The organism is Pseudomonas sp. AN-B15, from assembly GCF_019056475.1.
Taxonomy (GTDB): domain Bacteria; phylum Pseudomonadota; class Gammaproteobacteria; order Pseudomonadales; family Pseudomonadaceae; genus Aquipseudomonas; species Aquipseudomonas parakoreensis.
Map to the genome: position 1 here is coordinate 987,044 of NZ_CP049737.1, position 18,179 is coordinate 1,005,222.

General features: G+C 60.7%; 17 protein-coding genes. 11 read left to right on the plus strand and 6 right to left on the minus strand.

Translation table 11 applies throughout. The features are described from left to right. Positions 1 to 36 precede the first annotated feature (36 nt). From GTQ41_RS04265 to tldD, 5 genes are all read left to right on the plus strand, one after another. Positions 37 to 633, plus strand: coding sequence for a nucleoside triphosphate pyrophosphatase (locus tag GTQ41_RS04265; RefSeq protein WP_047291285.1), 597 nt, complete (start codon positions 37 to 39; stop codon positions 631 to 633). Between the two features lie 58 nt (positions 634 to 691). After that, complete coding sequence (gene rng / locus GTQ41_RS04270) at positions 692 to 2,149, plus strand: ribonuclease G (protein WP_007961585.1); 1,458 nt, start codon at positions 692 to 694, stop codon at positions 2,147 to 2,149. Between the two features lie 75 nt (positions 2,150 to 2,224). Next, a complete protein-coding gene (locus tag GTQ41_RS04275) occupies positions 2,225 to 6,028 on the plus strand; it encodes a YhdP family protein (protein WP_047291288.1) in 3,804 nt (1,267 codons plus the stop codon). A gap of 137 nt (positions 6,029 to 6,165) precedes the next feature. Next, positions 6,166 to 7,026, plus strand: a complete 861-nt coding sequence (locus tag GTQ41_RS04280) for a carbon-nitrogen hydrolase family protein (protein WP_047291290.1) — start codon at positions 6,166 to 6,168, stop codon at positions 7,024 to 7,026. A gap of 4 nt (positions 7,027 to 7,030) precedes the next feature. Further along, a complete protein-coding gene (gene tldD, locus GTQ41_RS04285; protein ID WP_007961588.1) occupies positions 7,031 to 8,473 on the plus strand; it encodes a metalloprotease TldD in 1,443 nt (480 codons plus the stop codon). 93 nt (positions 8,474 to 8,566) lie between these two features. Here tldD and yjgA read toward each other — a convergent pair whose 3' ends face one another. Beyond that, entirely contained in the window at positions 8,567 to 9,091 is a 525-nt protein-coding gene (gene yjgA / locus GTQ41_RS04290; RefSeq protein WP_007961589.1) for a ribosome biogenesis factor YjgA, read from the minus strand. Between the two features lie 102 nt (positions 9,092 to 9,193). Between yjgA and pmbA the strand changes: the two genes are divergently transcribed. The 6 genes from pmbA to GTQ41_RS04320 all read left to right on the plus strand — a co-directional run bounded on the left by pmbA (position 9,194) and on the right by GTQ41_RS04320 (position 14,564). After that, complete coding sequence (gene pmbA / locus GTQ41_RS04295) at positions 9,194 to 10,546, plus strand: metalloprotease PmbA (RefSeq protein WP_179294942.1); 1,353 nt, start codon at positions 9,194 to 9,196, stop codon at positions 10,544 to 10,546. A gap of 247 nt (positions 10,547 to 10,793) precedes the next feature. Next, positions 10,794 to 11,201, plus strand: a complete 408-nt coding sequence (locus GTQ41_RS04300) for a hypothetical protein (RefSeq protein ID WP_047291295.1) — start codon at positions 10,794 to 10,796, stop codon at positions 11,199 to 11,201. After that, positions 11,182 to 12,558, plus strand: a complete 1,377-nt coding sequence (locus GTQ41_RS04305; RefSeq protein WP_047291297.1) for an aspartate ammonia-lyase — start codon at positions 11,182 to 11,184, stop codon at positions 12,556 to 12,558. Before GTQ41_RS04300 ends, GTQ41_RS04305 begins: the two co-directional genes overlap by 20 nt. A gap of 27 nt (positions 12,559 to 12,585) precedes the next feature. Then, entirely contained in the window at positions 12,586 to 13,026 is a 441-nt protein-coding gene (locus GTQ41_RS04310) for a hypothetical protein (protein ID WP_047291299.1), read from the plus strand. 1 nt (position 13,027) lies between these two features. Then, positions 13,028 to 13,651: a superoxide dismutase gene (locus GTQ41_RS04315; protein WP_047291301.1), complete on the plus strand. Its 624-nt coding sequence runs from the start codon at positions 13,028 to 13,030 to the stop codon at positions 13,649 to 13,651. Positions 13,652 to 13,670: 19 nt separating this feature from the next. Then, positions 13,671 to 14,564 carry a ZIP family metal transporter gene (locus tag GTQ41_RS04320; protein WP_047291303.1) on the plus strand — a complete coding sequence of 298 codons (894 nt, stop codon included), beginning with the start codon at positions 13,671 to 13,673 and terminating at the stop codon, positions 14,562 to 14,564. A gap of 92 nt (positions 14,565 to 14,656) precedes the next feature. Here the strand turns inward: GTQ41_RS04320 and GTQ41_RS04325 are convergent, their stop codons facing one another. The 5 genes from GTQ41_RS04325 to GTQ41_RS04345 form a co-directional block, all read right to left on the minus strand. After that, the gene (locus GTQ41_RS04325; protein WP_047291306.1) at positions 14,657 to 14,932 is read right to left on the minus strand and encodes an HPr family phosphocarrier protein; all 276 of its coding nucleotides are present in this window, start codon (positions 14,930 to 14,932) and stop codon (positions 14,657 to 14,659) included. Between the two features lie 15 nt (positions 14,933 to 14,947). Next, positions 14,948 to 15,805 carry an RNase adapter RapZ gene (gene rapZ / locus GTQ41_RS04330; RefSeq protein ID WP_047291309.1) on the minus strand — a complete coding sequence of 286 codons (858 nt, stop codon included), beginning with the start codon at positions 15,803 to 15,805 and terminating at the stop codon, positions 14,948 to 14,950. A gap of 2 nt (positions 15,806 to 15,807) precedes the next feature. Next, positions 15,808 to 16,272 carry a PTS IIA-like nitrogen regulatory protein PtsN gene (gene ptsN / locus GTQ41_RS04335; RefSeq protein WP_047291311.1) on the minus strand — a complete coding sequence of 155 codons (465 nt, stop codon included), beginning with the start codon at positions 16,270 to 16,272 and terminating at the stop codon, positions 15,808 to 15,810. A gap of 12 nt (positions 16,273 to 16,284) precedes the next feature. After that, on the minus strand, positions 16,285 to 16,593 hold the full coding sequence (gene raiA, locus GTQ41_RS04340; protein ID WP_025109458.1) for a ribosome-associated translation inhibitor RaiA: 309 nt from the start codon (positions 16,591 to 16,593) through the stop codon (positions 16,285 to 16,287). 73 nt (positions 16,594 to 16,666) lie between these two features. After that, a complete protein-coding gene (locus GTQ41_RS04345; protein WP_047291313.1) occupies positions 16,667 to 18,160 on the minus strand; it encodes an RNA polymerase factor sigma-54 in 1,494 nt (497 codons plus the stop codon). Positions 18,161 to 18,179: the final 19 nt, after the last annotated feature.

An 18,179-nucleotide genomic window follows, 5' to 3' on the forward strand; every position in this document is an offset into this window, starting at 1 on the left:
GGCATGTGCCCGCACCTCGACAAGGGAGATGTCTTGATGAAGCCGCTTTACCTCGCCTCTGGTTCGCCGCGCCGGCGTGAATTGCTCACGCAGATCGGCGTGCCGTTCTCCGCCATCAACGCGGAAATCGACGAAACCCCGCTTGCCGAAGAATTGCCTTCGGCCTATGTCGAGCGCCTGGCGCGTGGCAAGGCCGAGGCTGGTCGACGCGCGCTCGCCTGCGACGCGCCGTTTTGCGTACTGGGGGCGGACACTGCCGTGGTCCTCGACGATAAAATTCTTGGCAAACCGGTGGACGAAGCCGACGCATGCGCCATGCTGATGATGTTGTCCGGCAAAGAGCATGAAGTGCTGACCGCCATCGCTGTGCTGGACGGCCAGCGTTGCGAGTCGCGCGTGGTGCGCAGTCTGGTGCGCTTCCGCCCGATCAGCCGCGAAGAGGCGGCGGCCTACTGGGCCAGTGGCGAACCTCGGGACAAGGCCGGCGGATATGGCATTCAGGGCCTCGGCGCGGTGTTTGTCGCCGGGCTCAATGGCAGCTATTCGGCGGTGGTCGGGCTGCCGGTTTGCGAAACCGCAGAACTGTTGGGCCATTTCGGCATACCCTGTTGGCAAAACCTGAACGCGCAATGAGCGTCGTATGGATCAAGATGCGGCCATTATCGTGAACATGCCTGAACGAGACCCTGCCATGAGTGAAGAGATTCTGATCAACATCACGCCGATGGAATCGCGCGTGGCGGTGGTCGAAAACGGTGTGCTGCAAGAAGTCCACGTCGAGCGCACGCAAAAACGCGGGATCGTCGGCAACATCTATAAAGGCAAGATCGTCAGGGTGCTACCGGGCATGCAGGCGGCATTTGTCGATATCGGTCTGGACCGTGCGGCATTCATTCACGCCTCGGAAATCTCCCTGCGCGAAGGCCCGGCGGTGGAAAGCATCAGCGCGCTGGTGCACGAAGGGCAGAGCCTGGTGGTGCAGGTCACCAAGGACCCGATCGGTTCCAAAGGCGCGCGCCTGACCACCCAGCTGTCGATTCCGTCGCGCTATCTGGTGTACATGCCGCGCACCGCCCATGTCGGCATTTCCCTGAAGATCGAAGACGAAGCCGAGCGCGAGCGCCTCAAGCAGGTGGTCAGCGATTGCGTGGCCAAGGAAGGGATCAAGGAGGCTGGCGGCTTCATCCTGCGTACCGCCGCCGAAGGCGCCGGGGCCGATGAAATCCTCATGGACATCCGCTACCTGCGGCGCCTGTGGGACCAGATCAACGCGCAGATCCAGACCATCGGCGCACCGAGTGTCATCTACGAAGACCTCGGTCTGGCGCTGCGTACCCTGCGCGATCTGGTCAGCCCGAAGATCGAGAAGATCCGTATCGACTCCCGGGAAACCTTCCAGAAAACCACACAGTTTGTCGCCGAACTGATGCCGGAAATCGCCGATCGTCTGGAACACTACCCGGGCGAGCGGCCGATTTTCGACCTGTATGGCGTCGAAGACGAAATCCAGAAAGCCCTCGAGCGCAAAGTGCCGCTCAAGTCCGGCGGCTATCTGGTGGTCGATCCGGCGGAAGCCATGACCACCATCGACGTTAACACCGGCGCGTTTGTAGGCCATCGCAACCTTGAAGAAACCATCTTCAAGACCAACCTCGAAGCCGCCACTGCGATTGCCCGGCAGATGCGCCTGCGCAATCTGGGCGGGATCATCATCATCGACTTCATCGACATGGAAGATGAAGAACATCAGCGCCAGGTGCTGCGCACCCTGGAGAAACAGCTCGAACGTGATCACGCCAAGACCAACATCATTGGCATCACCGAGTTGGGCCTGGTGCAGATGACCCGTAAGCGCACCCGCGAAAGCCTTGAACAAGTGCTGTGCGAGCCGTGCAGCAGTTGCCAGGGCCGGGGCAAGTTGAAGACCCCGGAAACCATCTGTTACGAGATTTTCCGCGAGATTCTGCGTGAAGCCCGCGCCTATCAGGCCGAGGGTTATCGGGTGTTGGCGAACCAGAAAGTAGTGGACCGTTTGCTCGATGAAGAGTCCGGTAACGTCGCCGAGCTTGAAGGGTTCATCGGTCGCACCATACGCTTTCAGGTCGAAACCATGTATTCCCAGGAACAATATGATGTGGTGCTGCTCTGATCCCCTGCGGCACATTTAATCCACAACGGCTGGCCTCAGCTTTTCGCAGTTTTTTCGCCATGGGAGCCAACTGACATGGAGCGTCTGACACGCATTTTGGCCGCACTCACCCGCTGGGGACTGGGCCTGTGCGCGTTGGTTCTGGTGCTGTTGGCGTTGTACGTCAGCCTCGGTCGGGAATTGACGCCGCTGGTGGCGGAGTACCGCACCGACATCGAAGACAAGGCCAGTGCCGCGCTCGGCATGCCGTTGCAGATCGGCGAACTGGAAGGTGACTGGAGCGGATTTGCACCGATCCTGCTGGCCCATGACGTGATGGTCGGTGACGGCGCGAATGCCTTGCGTCTGGACCGGGTACGTGCGGTGCCGGATCTCTGGGGCAGCCTGCTGGCGCGCGAAGTGCGTATCGCCCATCTGGAATTGAACGGTCTGAAAATCAGCGTCAAGGAAGCGCAGGACGGTAGTTGGGCGCTGGAAGGCCTGCCGGTGCAGAACGACCAGCCGCTTGATCCCGAACAACTGTTCAAGCGCTCGCAGATCGTTCAGCAATTGTCGGTGCTCGACAGTCAGGTGACCGTGCAGCCGCTGGACCATGCGCCGATGACCTTCACCTACGTCGGCCTCAACCTGAAAACCGGCAGCAGCCGGCAGCGCCTCGACGCTCGTCTGACTTTTCCCGACGGGCAGCCGATGGCGATGAGCCTGCGTACACGGATTCGCCCCTCCCGACTGCCGGACAGCTCGGTGGAAGGCTATGTCAGCCTGCCGCAAAGCGACTGGTCGAAGTGGCTGCCCGAGCGTTTGACCCAGCAATGGAATTTTTCCGAGATCAAGGCGGGCGGCGAGCTGTGGGTGAACTGGAACGACGGCGCCCTGCAAAGCGCCGCTGTCCGTTTGAACGCACCGCAGGTGACCGGCGCTTATGCCGAGCGCAAGCCGATCAAGATCAGCAATCTGGCGCTCAATGGCTATTACCAGCGCGACGATGACGGCGCGACCGTTACGCTCGATTCGCTGGCGATGAGTGTTGGCGAAACCCGCTGGGAAACTCACGTGCAGCTCAAGCAGACGGCAGCCACTGATACAGTCGACGAGCTGTGGCATCTGCAGGCTGACCGCCTCGATTTGCAGCCGATCACCCCGTTGCTGAATGCACTGGGGCCGCTGCCTGAAGGCTTCGCCACTGTTGTCGATCACCTGAAAGTGACCGGCGGGTTGCGCAACGTGTTGCTGGATTTTCGCCCGAACGCTACCGATGGCTCGAAATTCGGCTTCGCGGCCAATCTGGATAAAGTCGGGTTCGACGCCTATCACGGTGCCCCGGCGGCGCGGAACGTCAGTGGCAGCCTCAGCGGCAACCTTGACGGCGGCGAGCTGCGCCTGGACAGCAAGGATTTCGTCCTGCACCTCGATCCGATCTTCGCCAAGCCGTGGCAATACATTCAGGCCAATGCCCGACTGACCTGGAAGCTCGATAAAGAAGGTTTCACCCTGATCGCGCCTTACCTGAAAGTGCTGGGCGAGGAGGGCAAGATCGCTGGCGATTTCCTGATCCGCCTGCACTTCGACCATAGCCAGGAAGACTACATGGACCTGCGCGTCGGGCTGGTCGATGGTGACGGTCGCTACACCGCCAAATACCTGCCCGAAGTCTTGAGCCCGGCCCTCGACGAGTGGCTGCGCACGGCGATCCTCAAAGGCGCGGTGGACCAGGGGTTTTTCCAGTACCAGGGTTCGCTGAGCAAAAATGCCAAGGATGTCGATCGCAGCATCAGCCTGTTCTTCAAGGTGCATGACGCCGAGCTGGCGTTCCAGCCAGGCTGGCCGCACGTGAGCAAGGTCAGTGGCGACGTGTTCATCGAGGACAGCGGTGTGCGCATCGTGGCCGACAAGGGGCAGTTGCTCGACACCCAGGTCAGCGATGTTTTCGTCAATATTCCTCATGTCCCGGCGGGGCAGCATACGCATCTGTTCCTCGACGGCGGGTTTGCCGGTGGATTGGGCGATGGCCTGAAAATTCTCCAGACCGCGCCGATCGGCACTGGCGAAACGTTTGCCGGCTGGGAAGGCGAGGGCGATCTGCAGGGCAAGGTCAAACTCGATATCCCGCTGGAAAAGGGCGATTTGCCGAAGATCCTCGTCGACTTCAAGACTGCCAATGCGCGCTTGAAACTGGCGGAGCCGAAACTTGAGCTGAGCCAGCTCAAAGGCGATTTCCGTTTCGACAGCGCCAAGGGGTTGAGTGGGCAGAACATCGCCGCCAAGGCTTTTGACAAGCCGGTGACCGCGCAGATTTTCGCGGATGGCAGCCCGGGCAAGCTCAAGACGCGGGTCTCGGCTTCCGGGCAGGTCGAGGTCAAGAAACTCACTGACTGGCTGGGCGTGACTCAACCGTTGCCGGTGTCTGGGACCCTTCCCTATCAGTTGCAGGTCAACCTGGACGGCACCGACAGTCAACTGACGGTCAACTCCAGCATGAAAGGCGTCGCGGTGGATCTGCCGGCGCCGTTCGGCATGTCGGCCCAGCAAGGGCGTGACACGGTGTTCCGCATGAGCTTGCAAGGTCCGGAGCGGCGTTTTTGGGTCAGTTACGATCAACTGGCCAGCTTCACCTTCGCCGCACCGCCGAGCAGTTTCGCCGATGGTCGTGGCGAGCTGTTTCTCGGAACTGGCGACGCAGTCCTGCCGGACGCCAAAGGCCTGCGCATTCGCGGTGTGCTGTCGGAGCTGGACGTCGCGCCGTGGCAGGACCTGGTCAATAAATACGCCGGTAACGACCCGGGTGGCAGCGCCAAGCAATTACTCAACAGTGCCGACTTCAAGGTGGGCAAACTCACCGCATTCGGCACCACCCTCGACCAGGCGGCAGTTCAGGTCAATCGCAAACCGTGGGCGTGGAATCTGGCACTCGACAGCCAGCAGGCCAAAGGCTCGGCCAGTCTTCCCGATGCCAAGGGCGCGCCGATCGCGGTCAATCTGCAATACGTGCGGCTGCCGGCACCGGATCCGACGGTGCAGGCCGACGAGAACTCGCCTGATCCGCTGGTTTCCGTCGACCCGACGAAGATTCCCGCGCTGGACATCACCATCAATCAATTGTTTCTCGGCGCGGATCTGGTGGGCGGCTGGTCGCTCAAGGTACGGCCGACGGCCAAAGGTCTCGCCCTGAACAATATGGACATGGGCCTCAAGGGCATCCTGTTGCAAGGCAATGGCGGCTGGGAAGGCACCCCGGGCTCGACCAACAGCTGGTTCAAAGGCCGGGCCAGCGGCAAAAACCTCGCCGATGTACTGAAGGGCTGGGGTTTTGCGCCGAGCGTGACCAGCGAAGAATTCCACATGGACGTCGATGGCCGCTGGCCGGGATCGCCGGCGTGGCTGGCGACCAAGCGTTTCTCCGGCACGCTGGATGCCTCGCTGAATAAAGGTCAGTTCGTTGAAGTGGAGGGCGGCGCGCAGGCGTTGCGGGTGTTCGGTCTGCTCAACTTCAATTCCATTGGTCGCCGTCTGCGTCTGGACTTCTCCGACTTGTTTGGCAAAGGCTTGAGCTACGACCGGGTCAAGGGTTTGTTGGTGGCCAATAACGGCGTGTATGTCACCCGCGAGCCGATTCGGCTGACCGGTCCTTCAAGCAATCTTGAGCTGGACGGTACGCTGGATCTGGTTGGCGATCAGGTCGATGCAAAATTGCTGGTGACCTTGCCGGTGACCAACAATCTGCCGATCGCCGCGCTGATTGTCGGCGCGCCAGCGGTCGGCGGGGCATTGTTCCTTATCGACAAGCTGATCGGTGACCGCGTGGCACGCTTCGCCAGCGTCAAATACACCGTCAAGGGCCCGTGGAAAGAGCCGAAAATCACCTTCGACAAGCCTTTTTGAGTAGCATGAGGCTTTTCCCCGTGTAGGAGCTGCCGCAGGCTGCGATCTTTTGATGTGGTTTTTAAAAGCAAAATCAAAAGATCGCAGCCTGCGGCAGCTCCTGCAGTGATAAGTGGACTCCCTGTCAGGAAGCGGCCATGTCTTTAGCGGTGATTCAAATGGTCAGCCAGAGCGATGTGCTGGCCAATCTGGCGCAGGCCCGACGCCTGCTTGAGCAGGCGGCAACCGGCGGCGCGAAGCTGGCAGTGCTGCCGGAAAACTTCGCCGCCATGGGTCGTCGTGACATTGCCGACATCGGCAGGGCCGAAGCGCTCGGTGAAGGCCCGATCCTGCCATGGTTAAAACAGACCGCTCGCGACCTCAAGTTATGGATAGTTGCCGGCACCTTGCCGTTGCCGCCGCTCGGGCAACCGGACGCCAAGTCTCACGCCTGCTCGCTGTTGGTCAATGATCAGGGTGAAACCGTTGCACGGTATGACAAGTTGCACCTGTTCGATGTCGATGTGGCGGACAATCGCGGGCGGTATCGTGAATCCGATGACTATGCTTATGGCAGTGGCGTCGTGGTGGCGGACACACCGGTCGGCCGAGTCGGCCTGACCGTGTGCTACGACCTGCGCTTTCCGGAGTTGTACAGCGAATTGCGCGCTGCCGGTGCCGAGTTGATCACCGCCCCGTCGGCCTTCACCGCTGTGACCGGTGCGGCGCACTGGGAGGTACTGATTCGCGCCCGGGCCATCGAGACCCAGTGTTATGTATTGGCGGCAGCGCAGGGCGGGACTCACCCGGGACCGCGTGAAACCTTCGGTCATGCGGCGATTGTCGACCCGTGGGGCCGGGTGCTGGCGCATCAGGATCAAGGCGAGGCGGTGCTGTTGGCCGCACGCGACAGTGACGAACAAGCGTCTATCAGGGCGCGAATGCCGGTGACGAGTCATCGGCGGTTTTTCTCGCAGGGCGCCCAGCGGCCTGCTTCAGAACATGAATTTAAGGCGTAAACCTATGAGCGAGTTGTTGTCCTCAGTCAGTGATCACCTGTTGGCGCCCGGCGGCGTGACCATCGAGAGCCTGCAAGGCGTGCTCGGCGATCTGGCCGGCCCGGGGATCGATGCGGCCGACCTGTATTTCCAGGGCCAGATCTCCGAGTCGTGGTCGCTGGAAGACGGTATCGTCAAGGAAGGCAGCTTCAACCTCGACCAGGGAGTTGGCGTGCGTGCGCAGTCCGGTGAGAAAACCGGTTTTGCCTACAGCAACGCGATCACGCTTGAAGCCCTTGGTGCGGCGGCGCGTGCTGCGCGTTCGATCTCCCGCGCCGGGCAGAACGGCACGGTGCAGGCCTTCAGCACTCAGGATGTCGCACAGCTGTACGCGCCGGACAATCCGCTGGAAGTGCTGAGCCGCGCCGAGAAAGTCGAGCTGCTCAAGCGCATCGACGTCGCTACCCGCGCCCTTGATCCACGGATTCAACAGGTCAGCGTGAGCATGGCCGGGGTCTGGGAACGGATTCTGGTGGCGTCCACCGACGGTGGCCTGGCTGCTGACGTGCGTCCGCTGGTGCGTTTCAACGTCAGCGTGATCGTCGAGCAGAATGGCCGTCGCGAGCGCGGCGGGCATGGCGGTGGCGGGCGTACCGATTACCGCTATTTCCTCGCCGAAGACCGCGCCATGGGCTACGCCCGCGAAGCGCTGCGCCAGGCGCTGGTGAACCTGGAAGCGATTCCGGCACCGGCCGGCACCTTGCCTGTCGTCCTCGGTTCGGGTTGGTCCGGCGTGCTCCTGCACGAAGCGGTCGGCCACGGTCTGGAGGGGGATTTCAACCGCAAGGGCAGTTCGGCCTACAGCGGGCGGATGGGTGAAATGGTCGCTTCCAAACTCTGCACCATTGTCGATGATGGCACGTTGAGCGGCCGTCGCGGTTCGCTGAGCGTCGATGACGAAGGCACTCCGACCGAGTGCACCACGCTGATCGAGAACGGTGTGCTCAAGGGTTACATGCAGGACAAGCTCAACGCGCGCCTGATGGGTGTAGCCCGTACCGGCAACGGTCGTCGTGAGTCATACGCGCATCTGCCGATGCCGCGCATGACCAACACCTACATGCTCGGTGGCGAAAGCGATCCGGCGGAAATCATCGCATCGGTGAAGAAAGGCATCTACTGCGCCAACCTCGGCGGCGGTCAGGTTGACATCACCAGCGGCAAGTTCGTGTTCTCCACCAGCGAGGCGTACCTGATCGAGGACGGCAAGATTACCGCACCGGTCAAGGGCGCGACGTTGATCGGCAACGGCCCCGAGGCGATGAGCCGGGTGTCGATGGTCGGTAACGATCTGGCACTGGACAGCGGTGTGGGCACGTGCGGCAAGGACGGGCAGTCGGTACCGGTGGGTGTCGGTCAGCCGACGCTGAAGATCGATGCGATTACCGTGGGGGGCACGGGCGCATAAAAAAACCAGCTGTAGGAGCTGCCGCAGGCTGCGATCTTTGTTTTTACAAGATCAAAAGATCGCAGCCTGCGGCAGCTCCTACAGGGACGAATCTCAACGCAGACCGCGTTGCGTATCGTCCAGCTCACGGATGTACTTGAAGATCTTGCGGCTGGAAGCAGGAGGTTTGTTGTGTGCAACCTCGTGCTGAGCCTGACGGATCAGCGAACGCAGTTGCTGGCGATCGGCATCGGGGTATTCGACGACGAATTTCTCCAGCACGGCATCGTCACCGGCGATCAGCCGGTCACGCCAGCGTTCGAGGTTGTGGAAACGCTCGTTGTACTGACGGGTGGAGGCATCGAGTTGATCGAGCAGGACCAGAATCGCGTCAGTGTCCTGATCGCGCATCAGTTTGCCGATGAACTGCAGGTGCCGTTTACGCGCGATGTTCGCGGTGTGCTTCGGCGCATCGGCCAGGGCCCGGCGCAGAGCGTCGGTCAATGGCAGTTTTGCCTGCAAGTCGGGCTTGAGTGTTGTAAGGCGCTCGCCAAGGTCAACCAGAGCATGCAGCTCGCGTTTGACCTGAGATTTGCTTTTTTCTCCCGTATCGAGGGAGTCGTCGTAAGAATCAACCATGGTGGCAGTCCGCAAAGAAACGCCGCCATGATAACCAGTCGGGGGCCGCTTGTCCGGCCCGGTCGCTCGATGACCCCAGCCGAAAGCAGAATTTGAGTGGAGATGAGCATGAGTGCAGTTCAAAGCGTCGGCCCGCAAGCATTGCCGGCACTGCAGGAACAGGTCGAGCAGATCATCGCCGAAGCCAAGCGTCAGGGCGCCAGTGCCTGCGAAGTTGCGGTGTCGCTGGAGCAGGGTTTGTCGACCTCGGTGCGCCAGCGTGAGGTCGAGACGGTCGAGTTCAATCGCGACCAGGGCTTTGGCATCACCCTGTACGTCGGCCAGCGCAAAGGCTCGGCCAGCACCTCCGCCACCGGGCCGGATGCGATTCGTGAAACCGTTGCTGCCGCACTGGCGATCGCCAGACACACCTCTGAAGACGAAGCCTCGGGCCTCGCCGATGCCGCGTTGATGGCCAGGGAGGTGCAGGATTTCGACCTGTTCCACGAATGGGACATCACCCCGGAGCAGGCGATCGAGAAGGCGTTGCTCTGTGAAGCGGCGGCGTTCGACGCCGATGCGCGAATCAAGAACGCCGACGGCACCACCCTCAGCACCCATCAGGGCTGCCGCGTGTATGGCAACAGCCACGGTTTCATCGGCGGCTACGCGTCGACCCGGCACAGCCTGAGCTGCGTGATGATCGCCGAAGCTGATGGCCAGATGCAGCGCGATTACTGGTATGACGTCAATCGTCAGGGCAGCCTGCTGGCGGATCCGGTGAGCATCGGTCAGCGTGCCGCGCAACGGGCCGCGAGTCGTCTGGGCGCGCGTCCGGTGCCGACCTGCGAAGTGCCGGTGCTGTTTTCCGCCGAGCTGGCGGGCGGGTTGTTCGGCAGCTTCCTGTCGGCGGTGTCTGGCGGCAGTCTGTATCGCAAATCGTCGTTCCTCGAAGGCACGCTGGGGCAGAAGCTGTTTCCGGAATGGCTGACCATCGATGAGCGTCCACATCTGATGCGCGCCATGGGCAGTGCCTCTTACGACGGTGATGGTCTGGCCACCTACGCCAAACCGTTCGTCGAAAAGGGCGAATTGGTGTCGTACATCCTCGGCACGTACTCCGGGCGCAAACTCGGCATGCCAAGCACCGCCAACGCGGGGGGCGTGCATAACCTGTTTGTGACGCATGGTGATGAAGATCAGGCAGCGCTGCTGCGTCGTATGGGCCGTGGGCTGCTGGTTACCGAGTTGATGGGGCATGGCTTGAACATGGTCACTGGCGATTATTCGCGTGGTGCGGCGGGTTTCTGGGTCGAGAACGGCGAAATCCAGTTCGCGGTGCAGGAAGTGACCATCGCCGGCAACATGCGTGACATGTTCAAGCAGATCGTCGCCGTCGGTAATGATCTGGAGCTGCGCAGCAATATTCGCACGGGCTCGGTGTTGATTGAGCGGATGACTGTGGCGGGCAGCTAAAACCCGGCGGTTACAAAAAGGCGCGCCACCCAATCGGGTGGCGCGCCTTTTTTCATGGCTCGGCACAAAACTCTGTGGGAGCGAGCCTGCTCGCGAAAGCGATTTAACAGCCGACCGCAGCGGTGACTGACACGACGCCTTCGCGAGCAGGCTCGCTCCCACAATGGAGTTTGTGTAACCAAGTGCTCTTGTTTTGGTTCTCATTATCATCTAATAATTAATCTCATCTCCGAACGAGTCCCGGATCATGAGTTCTGCCTTGCACGAGCAGCCATACCTCGAAAGCTGGCGCTGGATGAGTCGCCAGATCCGTTGCGCGATGGACCCCGACGAACCGCGCCTGATCGAACATTACCTGGCCGAGGGCCGTTATCTGGCCTGCTGCACGGCGACTTCCCCGTGGACCATCGCTGAAACCTCCTTCCGCTTGCTGCTCGACACAGCCACCGACATCGCGTTGCCATGGCACTGGCGCAGCTTGTGTCTCGATCAAGCCTGGCGCCCGCTGCGTGAAATGGAGCGCCTGTCGCTGTGCAACTGCCGACTCCAGCGTTGGCAGCGCTACACCTGGCAACTGGCGACCTGCGAGTTGCAACCCTCGATTCCTCTCATTGAATCAGTCCAAGGATTTTCAGATGACCAAGACTCGTATTGAGCGCGACAGCATGGGCGAACTGCAGGTGCCGGTGGACGCTCTCTACGGCGCGCAGACCCAGCGCGCAGTGGATAACTTCCCGATCAGCGGCAAACCGATGCCAACGCAGTTCATCCGTGCGCTGATCCTCGCCAAAGCCGCCGCCGCGCGGGCCAACGTTGAACTCAACCAGCTCAGCGCCTCGCAAGGCAAGGCCATCAGCGACGCCGCGCAAGGCCTGCTCGAAGGCGATTTCATGCAGCATTTTCCGGTGGATATCTTCCAGACCGGCTCCGGCACCAGTTCCAACATGAACGCCAATGAAGTGATCGCAACCCTCGCCAGTCGCCTGCTCGGCGAGCCGGTCAACCCGAACGATCACGTCAACTGCGGCCAGAGCAGCAACGACATCATCCCGACCACCATTCACGTCAGCGCTGCCCTGGCGTTGCACGAACAACTCCTGCCGGCGTTGCTGCATCTGGTGCAGGTCATCGAAAACAAAGCCGTGCAAGTGCATCACCACGTTAAAACCGGCCGCACGCACCTGATGGATGCGATGCCGGTGCGCATGAGTCAGGTGCTCAACGGTTGGGCGCAGCAACTCAAGGCCAACATTGCCCACCTGCAGGATCTGCTGCCGAGCCTGCAATCGCTGGCGCAGGGTGGCACGGCCGTCGGCACCGGGATCAATGCGCACCCGGAATTCGCCGCGCGTTTCAGCCGCCAATTAAGCCAGCTGACCCATGTGCAATTCACTCCGGGCAAGGATCTGTTCGCCCTGATCGGCTCGCAGGACACCGCCGTCGCCGTCTCCGGCCAGCTCAAGGCCATTGCCGTGTCGCTGATGAAAATCGCCAACGACTTGCGCTGGATGAACTCCGGCCCGCTCGCCGGTCTCGGTGAAATCGAGCTGGAAGCTTTGCAGCCGGGCTCCTCAATCATGCCGGGCAAGGTCAATCCGGTGATCCCGGAAGCCACCGCGATGGTCGCCGCGCAAGTCATCGGCAACGATTCGGTAATCACCATCGCCGGCCAGTCGGGCAACTTCGAACTGAACGTGATGCTGCCAATCATCGCCCAGAACCTGCTGAGCAGCATCGAACTGCTGGCCAATGCCAGCCGTCTGCTCGGCGACAAAGCCATCGCCAGCTTCAAGGTCAACGAGGCGCGGCTCAAGGAAGCGCTGTCGCGCAACCCGATTCTGGTCACCGCGCTCAACCCGATCATCGGTTACCAGAAAGCCGCGGAAATCGCCAAGCAGGCCTACAAACAGGGTCGCCCGGTGATTGACGTCGCGCTGGAGCACACCGACCTGTCGCGCAGCCAACTGGAAGAGTTACTCAACCCCGAGAAACTCACTGCCGGCGGCGTGTAAATCCCGCAACTGCTTTGGAGGTTCACCATGGAGCACTGGAAACGCACGATCGAACGGGCCAATCGCTGCTTCATGCTCGGCGAACTGATTGATGCCCGTGAGGCTTACCTGCAAGCCCTGGCCTTGGCGCAAGTGCTGTTCGAACGCTGGGCGGACGCCGACGAAGCAGTGGCGGCCTGCGTCATCTCCCACCACAACCTGGCGGATCTGCACCTGCGCCTGAACCAGCCGGAGGAGAGCGCCGAGTACCTCTGCGCGATTCATCAACGGTTATTGCAGACCATGCAGGACGAGCGCCTGCGCCCGGCCCTGCGGGAAGCGGCGTTGCGCCAGAGCAGCAAGACCTACGTCGAGCTGCTGAATTTCATCGGCGAACACGGCGAATACCCGCGCACCCAGCGCCTGCTGCACCCGGACATCGGCAATGCACGCCGCGCGTCAGCCTCACATCACCATGGAGTCCACTGAAATGGCTTTTACCTTGCCTGCCTTGCCGTACGCCTACGACGCCCTGGAACCGCACATCGATGCGCAAACCATGGAGATTCACTACACCAAGCACCACCAGACCTACATTAACAACCTCAACGCTGCCGTCGAAGGCACTGAGTACGCCGAGTGGCCGGTGGAAAAACTGGTCGCCAGCGTCCAGCAGTTGCCGGAAAAACTCCGTGCGGCCGTGATCAATCAGGGTGGCGGGCATGCCAACCATTCGCTGTTCTGGGAAGTCATGGTGCCCAACGGTGGCGGCAAGCCTGACGGTGCACTGGCCAAGGCGATCGAGGAGCAATTGGGCGGTCTCGACAGCTTCAAGGAGGCCTTCACCAAAGCCGCGCTGACCCGTTTCGGCAGTGGCTGGGCCTGGCTCAGCGTGACCCCGGAAAAAGAACTGGTCGTGGAAAGTAGCGGCAATCAGGACAGCCCGTTGATGAACGGCAACACGCCGATTCTCGGTCTGGACGTCTGGGAACACGCCTACTACCTGCGTTACCAAAACCGTCGCCCGGAATACATCAACGCGTTCTACAACGTGATCAATTGGCCTGAAGTTGCCGCGCGTTATCAGGCTGCTCTGGTTTTAAGTCATCCATAAAAACAATCCAAGGCTGACTATGAGCACTGAAACACTGGCGGCTGGCGGTGGACGCATGTTTCGTTACGCGATCGGGTCGCTGTTGCTGCTGGCGGGCATGACTTTGCTGGCGGCGCATGGGCTGGAGTGGCTGGATCTGCAGCCGAAACTGTCGCGGGCCTTGCAGGGTGGCGCGATTTGCGCCCTCGGCACGGCGCTCGGCGCGGTGCCGGTGCTGGTGATCCGGCGCATGCCGCAGAGGCTCAGCGATACGCTGTTGGGGTTCGGCGCCGGCGTGATGCTGGCGGCGACTGCGTTTTCGCTGATCGTGCCAGGTATCGCTGCTGCTGAAAGTCTGGGCCTGACACCGTGGGCTGCCAGCGGGTTGATCTGCTTCGGCATCATGCTCGGTGCATTCGGTCTGTATCTGGCGGACCTGAAACTGTCCGGCGCCTCACCGGAAATGCTCGTCGGTACCCCTGAGCGCCCGGTGATTGCGCCGCGGATCTGGCTGTTCGTGTTTGCCATCATTGCCCACAACATCCCGGAAGGCATGGCGGTGGGGGTGTCTGCTGGCGGCGGCATGCCGGATGCCGACAGCCTGGCGATGGGCATCGCCTTGCAGGATGTGCCAGAGGGGTTAGTGATTGCGCTGGTGTTGGCCGGGGCCGGGATGTCGCGGGTCAAGGCGTTTTTGATCGGTGCGGCGTCAGGGCTGGTCGAGCCGGTTTTTGCGCTGCTCTGTGCGTGGCTGGTCAGCCTGGCAGAGTTGTTGTTGCCGTTGGGGCTGGCGCTGGCCGCGGGAGCGATGTTGCTGGTAGTGACGCATGAGGTGATCCCCGAGTCGCGACGCAATGGTCATGACAAGCTGGCCAGTCTTGGCTTGCTGATCGGGTTTTGTCTGATGATGGTGATGGATACCGCATTGGGCTGAATATCAAAAGATCGCAGCCTGCGGCAGCTCCTGCATTGGAATGCGTTCACTGTAGGAGCTGCCGCAGGCTGCGATCTTTTAATCTTTAACGATCAACCACCCTCATCGAAGTAGTTGTTGATCAACGCCACCAGCGCATCCAGCGCTTCTTTTTCCTGATGGCCTTCGGTACTCAGATAGATCTTCGTGCCCTTGCCGGCAGCCAGCATCATCATCGCCATGATGCTTTTACCGTCCACGGTTGTTTCTGGTGTACGACCCACTCTGATCGTGCAATCCGGGAACTGACCCGCCACCCCGACGAACTTGGCCGAAGCTCGGGCATGCAGGCCCAGTTTATTGATGATTTCGATTTCCAGAGCAGGCATCGCGGTGTGAATCCTTTAAGTGAGGTCGCGGTGGCGAACCTGGACGTTCTTCAGGGTTTTCTGCAGGGCCTGACCCAGGCGTTCGGTCAGGTAAACGGAGCGGTGATGCCCACCTGTGCAGCCAATGGCAATGGTGACGTAGGCGCGGTTGCTCGCCGCAAAGCGTGGCAGCCATTTATTCAGATAGCCGAAGATATCCTGATACATCTCCTCGACTTCCGGCTGCGCCGCCAGGTATTCGGCGACTGGTGCATCGAGACCCGATTGGGCGCGTAGCTCCGGCTTCCAGTACGGGTTGGGCAGGCAGCGCACGTCGAACACCAGATCCGCGTCCACCGGCATGCCGCGCTTGAAGCCAAACGACTCGACCAGAAACGCCGTGCCCGGCTCTGGCTGATTCAGCAGGCGCAACTTGATGGTGTCACGCAGCTGGTACAGATTCAGATTGGTGGTGTTGACCTTGAGGTCGGCCAGGTCGGCAATCGGGCCGAGCAGGGCAGTTTCGTCGTTGATCGCTTCGGCCAGCGAGCGGTTGGCAGTGCTCAGCGGATGGCGTCGGCGGGTTTCCGAGAAGCGCTTGAGCAGGGTTTCTTCGTCAGCATCCAGATACAGCACATCGCACTGGATGTGGCGGGCGCGGACTTCTTCAAGCAGTTCGGGGAAACGCGACAGGTGGCTCGGCAGATTGCGTGCATCGATCGACACGGCCACCAGCGGCTGGGCCAGCTCGGTATGAATCAGGGCGCGTTCGGCGAGTTCCGGCAGCAAGCCGGCCGGCAGGTTGTCGATGCAGTAGTAGCCGTTGTCCTCAAGGACATCCAGGGCGGTACTTTTACCCGAGCCGGAGCGGCCGCTGACGATGATCAAACGCATGATTAATGACCGTTCTGCTCGCTCAGGACGACCTGATACAAGGCTTCGTTACTCGGTGCGCTGCGCAGTTTTTCGCGCACTTCCTTGCGATCGAGCATGCTGGCGATCTGGCGCAGTAATTCCAGGTGAGCATCGGTGGCCGCTTCCGGGACCAGCAGGACAAACAGCAAGTCAACCGGAGCGCCGTCGATGGCATCGAAATCAATGGGGGCATCAAGGTGCATCAATGCGCTGATAGGCGCTTCGCAGCCTTTGAGGCGACAGTGGGGAATGGCGATGCCGTTGCCGAAACCGGTGGAACCGAGTTTCTCACGGGCGATCAGCGCATCGAACACATCCTGCATGGCCAGATCCGGCACTTCTTTATGGACGAGGTTGGCAATCTGTTCGAGGGCTTTCTTTTTACTGCCGCCCGGCACGTTCACCAGGGAACGGCCGGGGGTCAGGATACTTTCAAGTCGGATCATGGGTTGGGAGTGTTAACGACCGGTTGCGCCCTGAAGGAGGCTCTGGGTCTTTTCCTTATGCTTTTTGAGTTGGCGATCCAGCTTGTCGGTCAGTGAGTCGATCGCAGCATACATGTCGGTATCTTCTGCGTTGGCGACCACTTCGCTGCCGGGTATATGCAAGGTGGCTTCGATTTTCTGCTTGAGCTTTTCGACGCACATCGTGACCTGCACGTTGGTGATCTTGTCGAAATGGCGCTCCAATCGTTCGAGTTTCTCGTTGATGTAGGTGCGCAGAGGTTCGGTCACTTCCAGTTGGTGTCCACTGATGTTGACTTGCATACAGCTTCTCCTTCGTTGCCAGTGCATAAAGCGGCAGGCCGGATAGCCTGCCACTGGAACGCTGTAACGTGGCTTACATCAACCGCTTGCGTTCGCTCGAAGGCGCGATCCCGAGGGATTCACGGTACTTGGCGACGGTGCGGCGAGCCACCTGAATGCCTTGTGCCTCCAGTAAACCAGCGATCTTGCTGTCACTCAATGGCTTTTTCTGATTTTCCGCCGCGACCAGTTTTTTGATGATCGCGCGGATCGCCGTGGATGAGCATTCACCGCCTTCGGAGGTGCTGACGTGGCTGGAGAAAAAGTATTTCAGTTCATAAATGCCCCGAGGGGTATGCATGAATTTCTGCGTGGTGACCCGGGAAATCGTCGATTCGTGCATGCCGACCGCCTCGGCGATGTCATGCAGGACCAACGGTTTCATGGCTTCGTCGCCGTATTCCAGGAAGCCACGTTGGTGCTCGACGATCTGGGTGGCCACCTTCATCAGGGTTTCATTGCGGCTTTGCAGGCTCTTGATGAACCAGCGCGCTTCCTGCAGCTGATTGCGCATGAAGGTGTTGTCGGCGCTGGTGTCGGCGCGCCGCACGAACCCGGCGTACTGCGCATTGACCCGCAGACGAGGCACCGACTCCTGATTCAGCTCGACCAGCCAGCGTTCGTTGTCCTTGCGCACAATCACGTCAGGCACCACGTACTCGGCTTCGGTGGATTCGATCTGTGAACCCGGGCGCGGATTGAGGCTCTGCACCAGTTCGATGACCTGACGCAGCTCGTCTTCCTTGAGCTTCATGCGTCGCATCAGCTGGCTGTAGTCGCGATTGCCAAGCAGATCGATGTAATCGCTGACCAGACGCTTGGCTTCGGTCAGCCAAGGAGTCTTGGCCGGGAGCTGACACAGTTGCAGCAACAGGCATTCACCGAGGTTGCGCGCGCCGATGCCGGCGGGTTCGAATTGCTGGATGCGGTGCAGGACGGCTTCGATCTCGTCCAGCTCGATGTCGAGTTCCGGATCAAAGGCGTCGAGAATTTCTTCGAGGGTTTCGTCGAGATAACCCTGATTGTTGATGCAATCGATCAGGGTCACGGCGATCAGGCGGTCGGTGTCGGACATCGGCGCCAGGTTCAGTTGCCACAGCAGATGGCTTTGCAGGCTTTCCCCGGCGGAGGTGCGGGTGGTGAAATCCCACTCGTCGTCATCGCTGCTGGGCAGGCTGCTGGCGCTGGTCTGGTAGACGTCTTCCCAGGCGGTATCGACGGGCAATTCGTTAGGAATGCGCTCGTTCCATTCGCCTTCCTCCAGGTTGTCCACCGTCGGGGCGGTTTCCTGATAGGAGGGTTCCTGAATCTCGGTGTTGGGTTTTTGTTCGGCGTTGTCGGCCAATGGATCGGAGTTGTCGAAGTCGTCGCCTTCTTCCTGGCGCTCGAGCATCGGATTGGATTCCAGGGCCTCCTGGATTTCCTGTTGCAGATCCAGGGTCGACAATTGGAGCAGGCGGATGGCCTGTTGCAGCTGCGGTGTCATCGTCAGCTGCTGGCCCATTCTCAAGACTAGCGATGGTTTCATGGCAGGGGCTTAACACCTT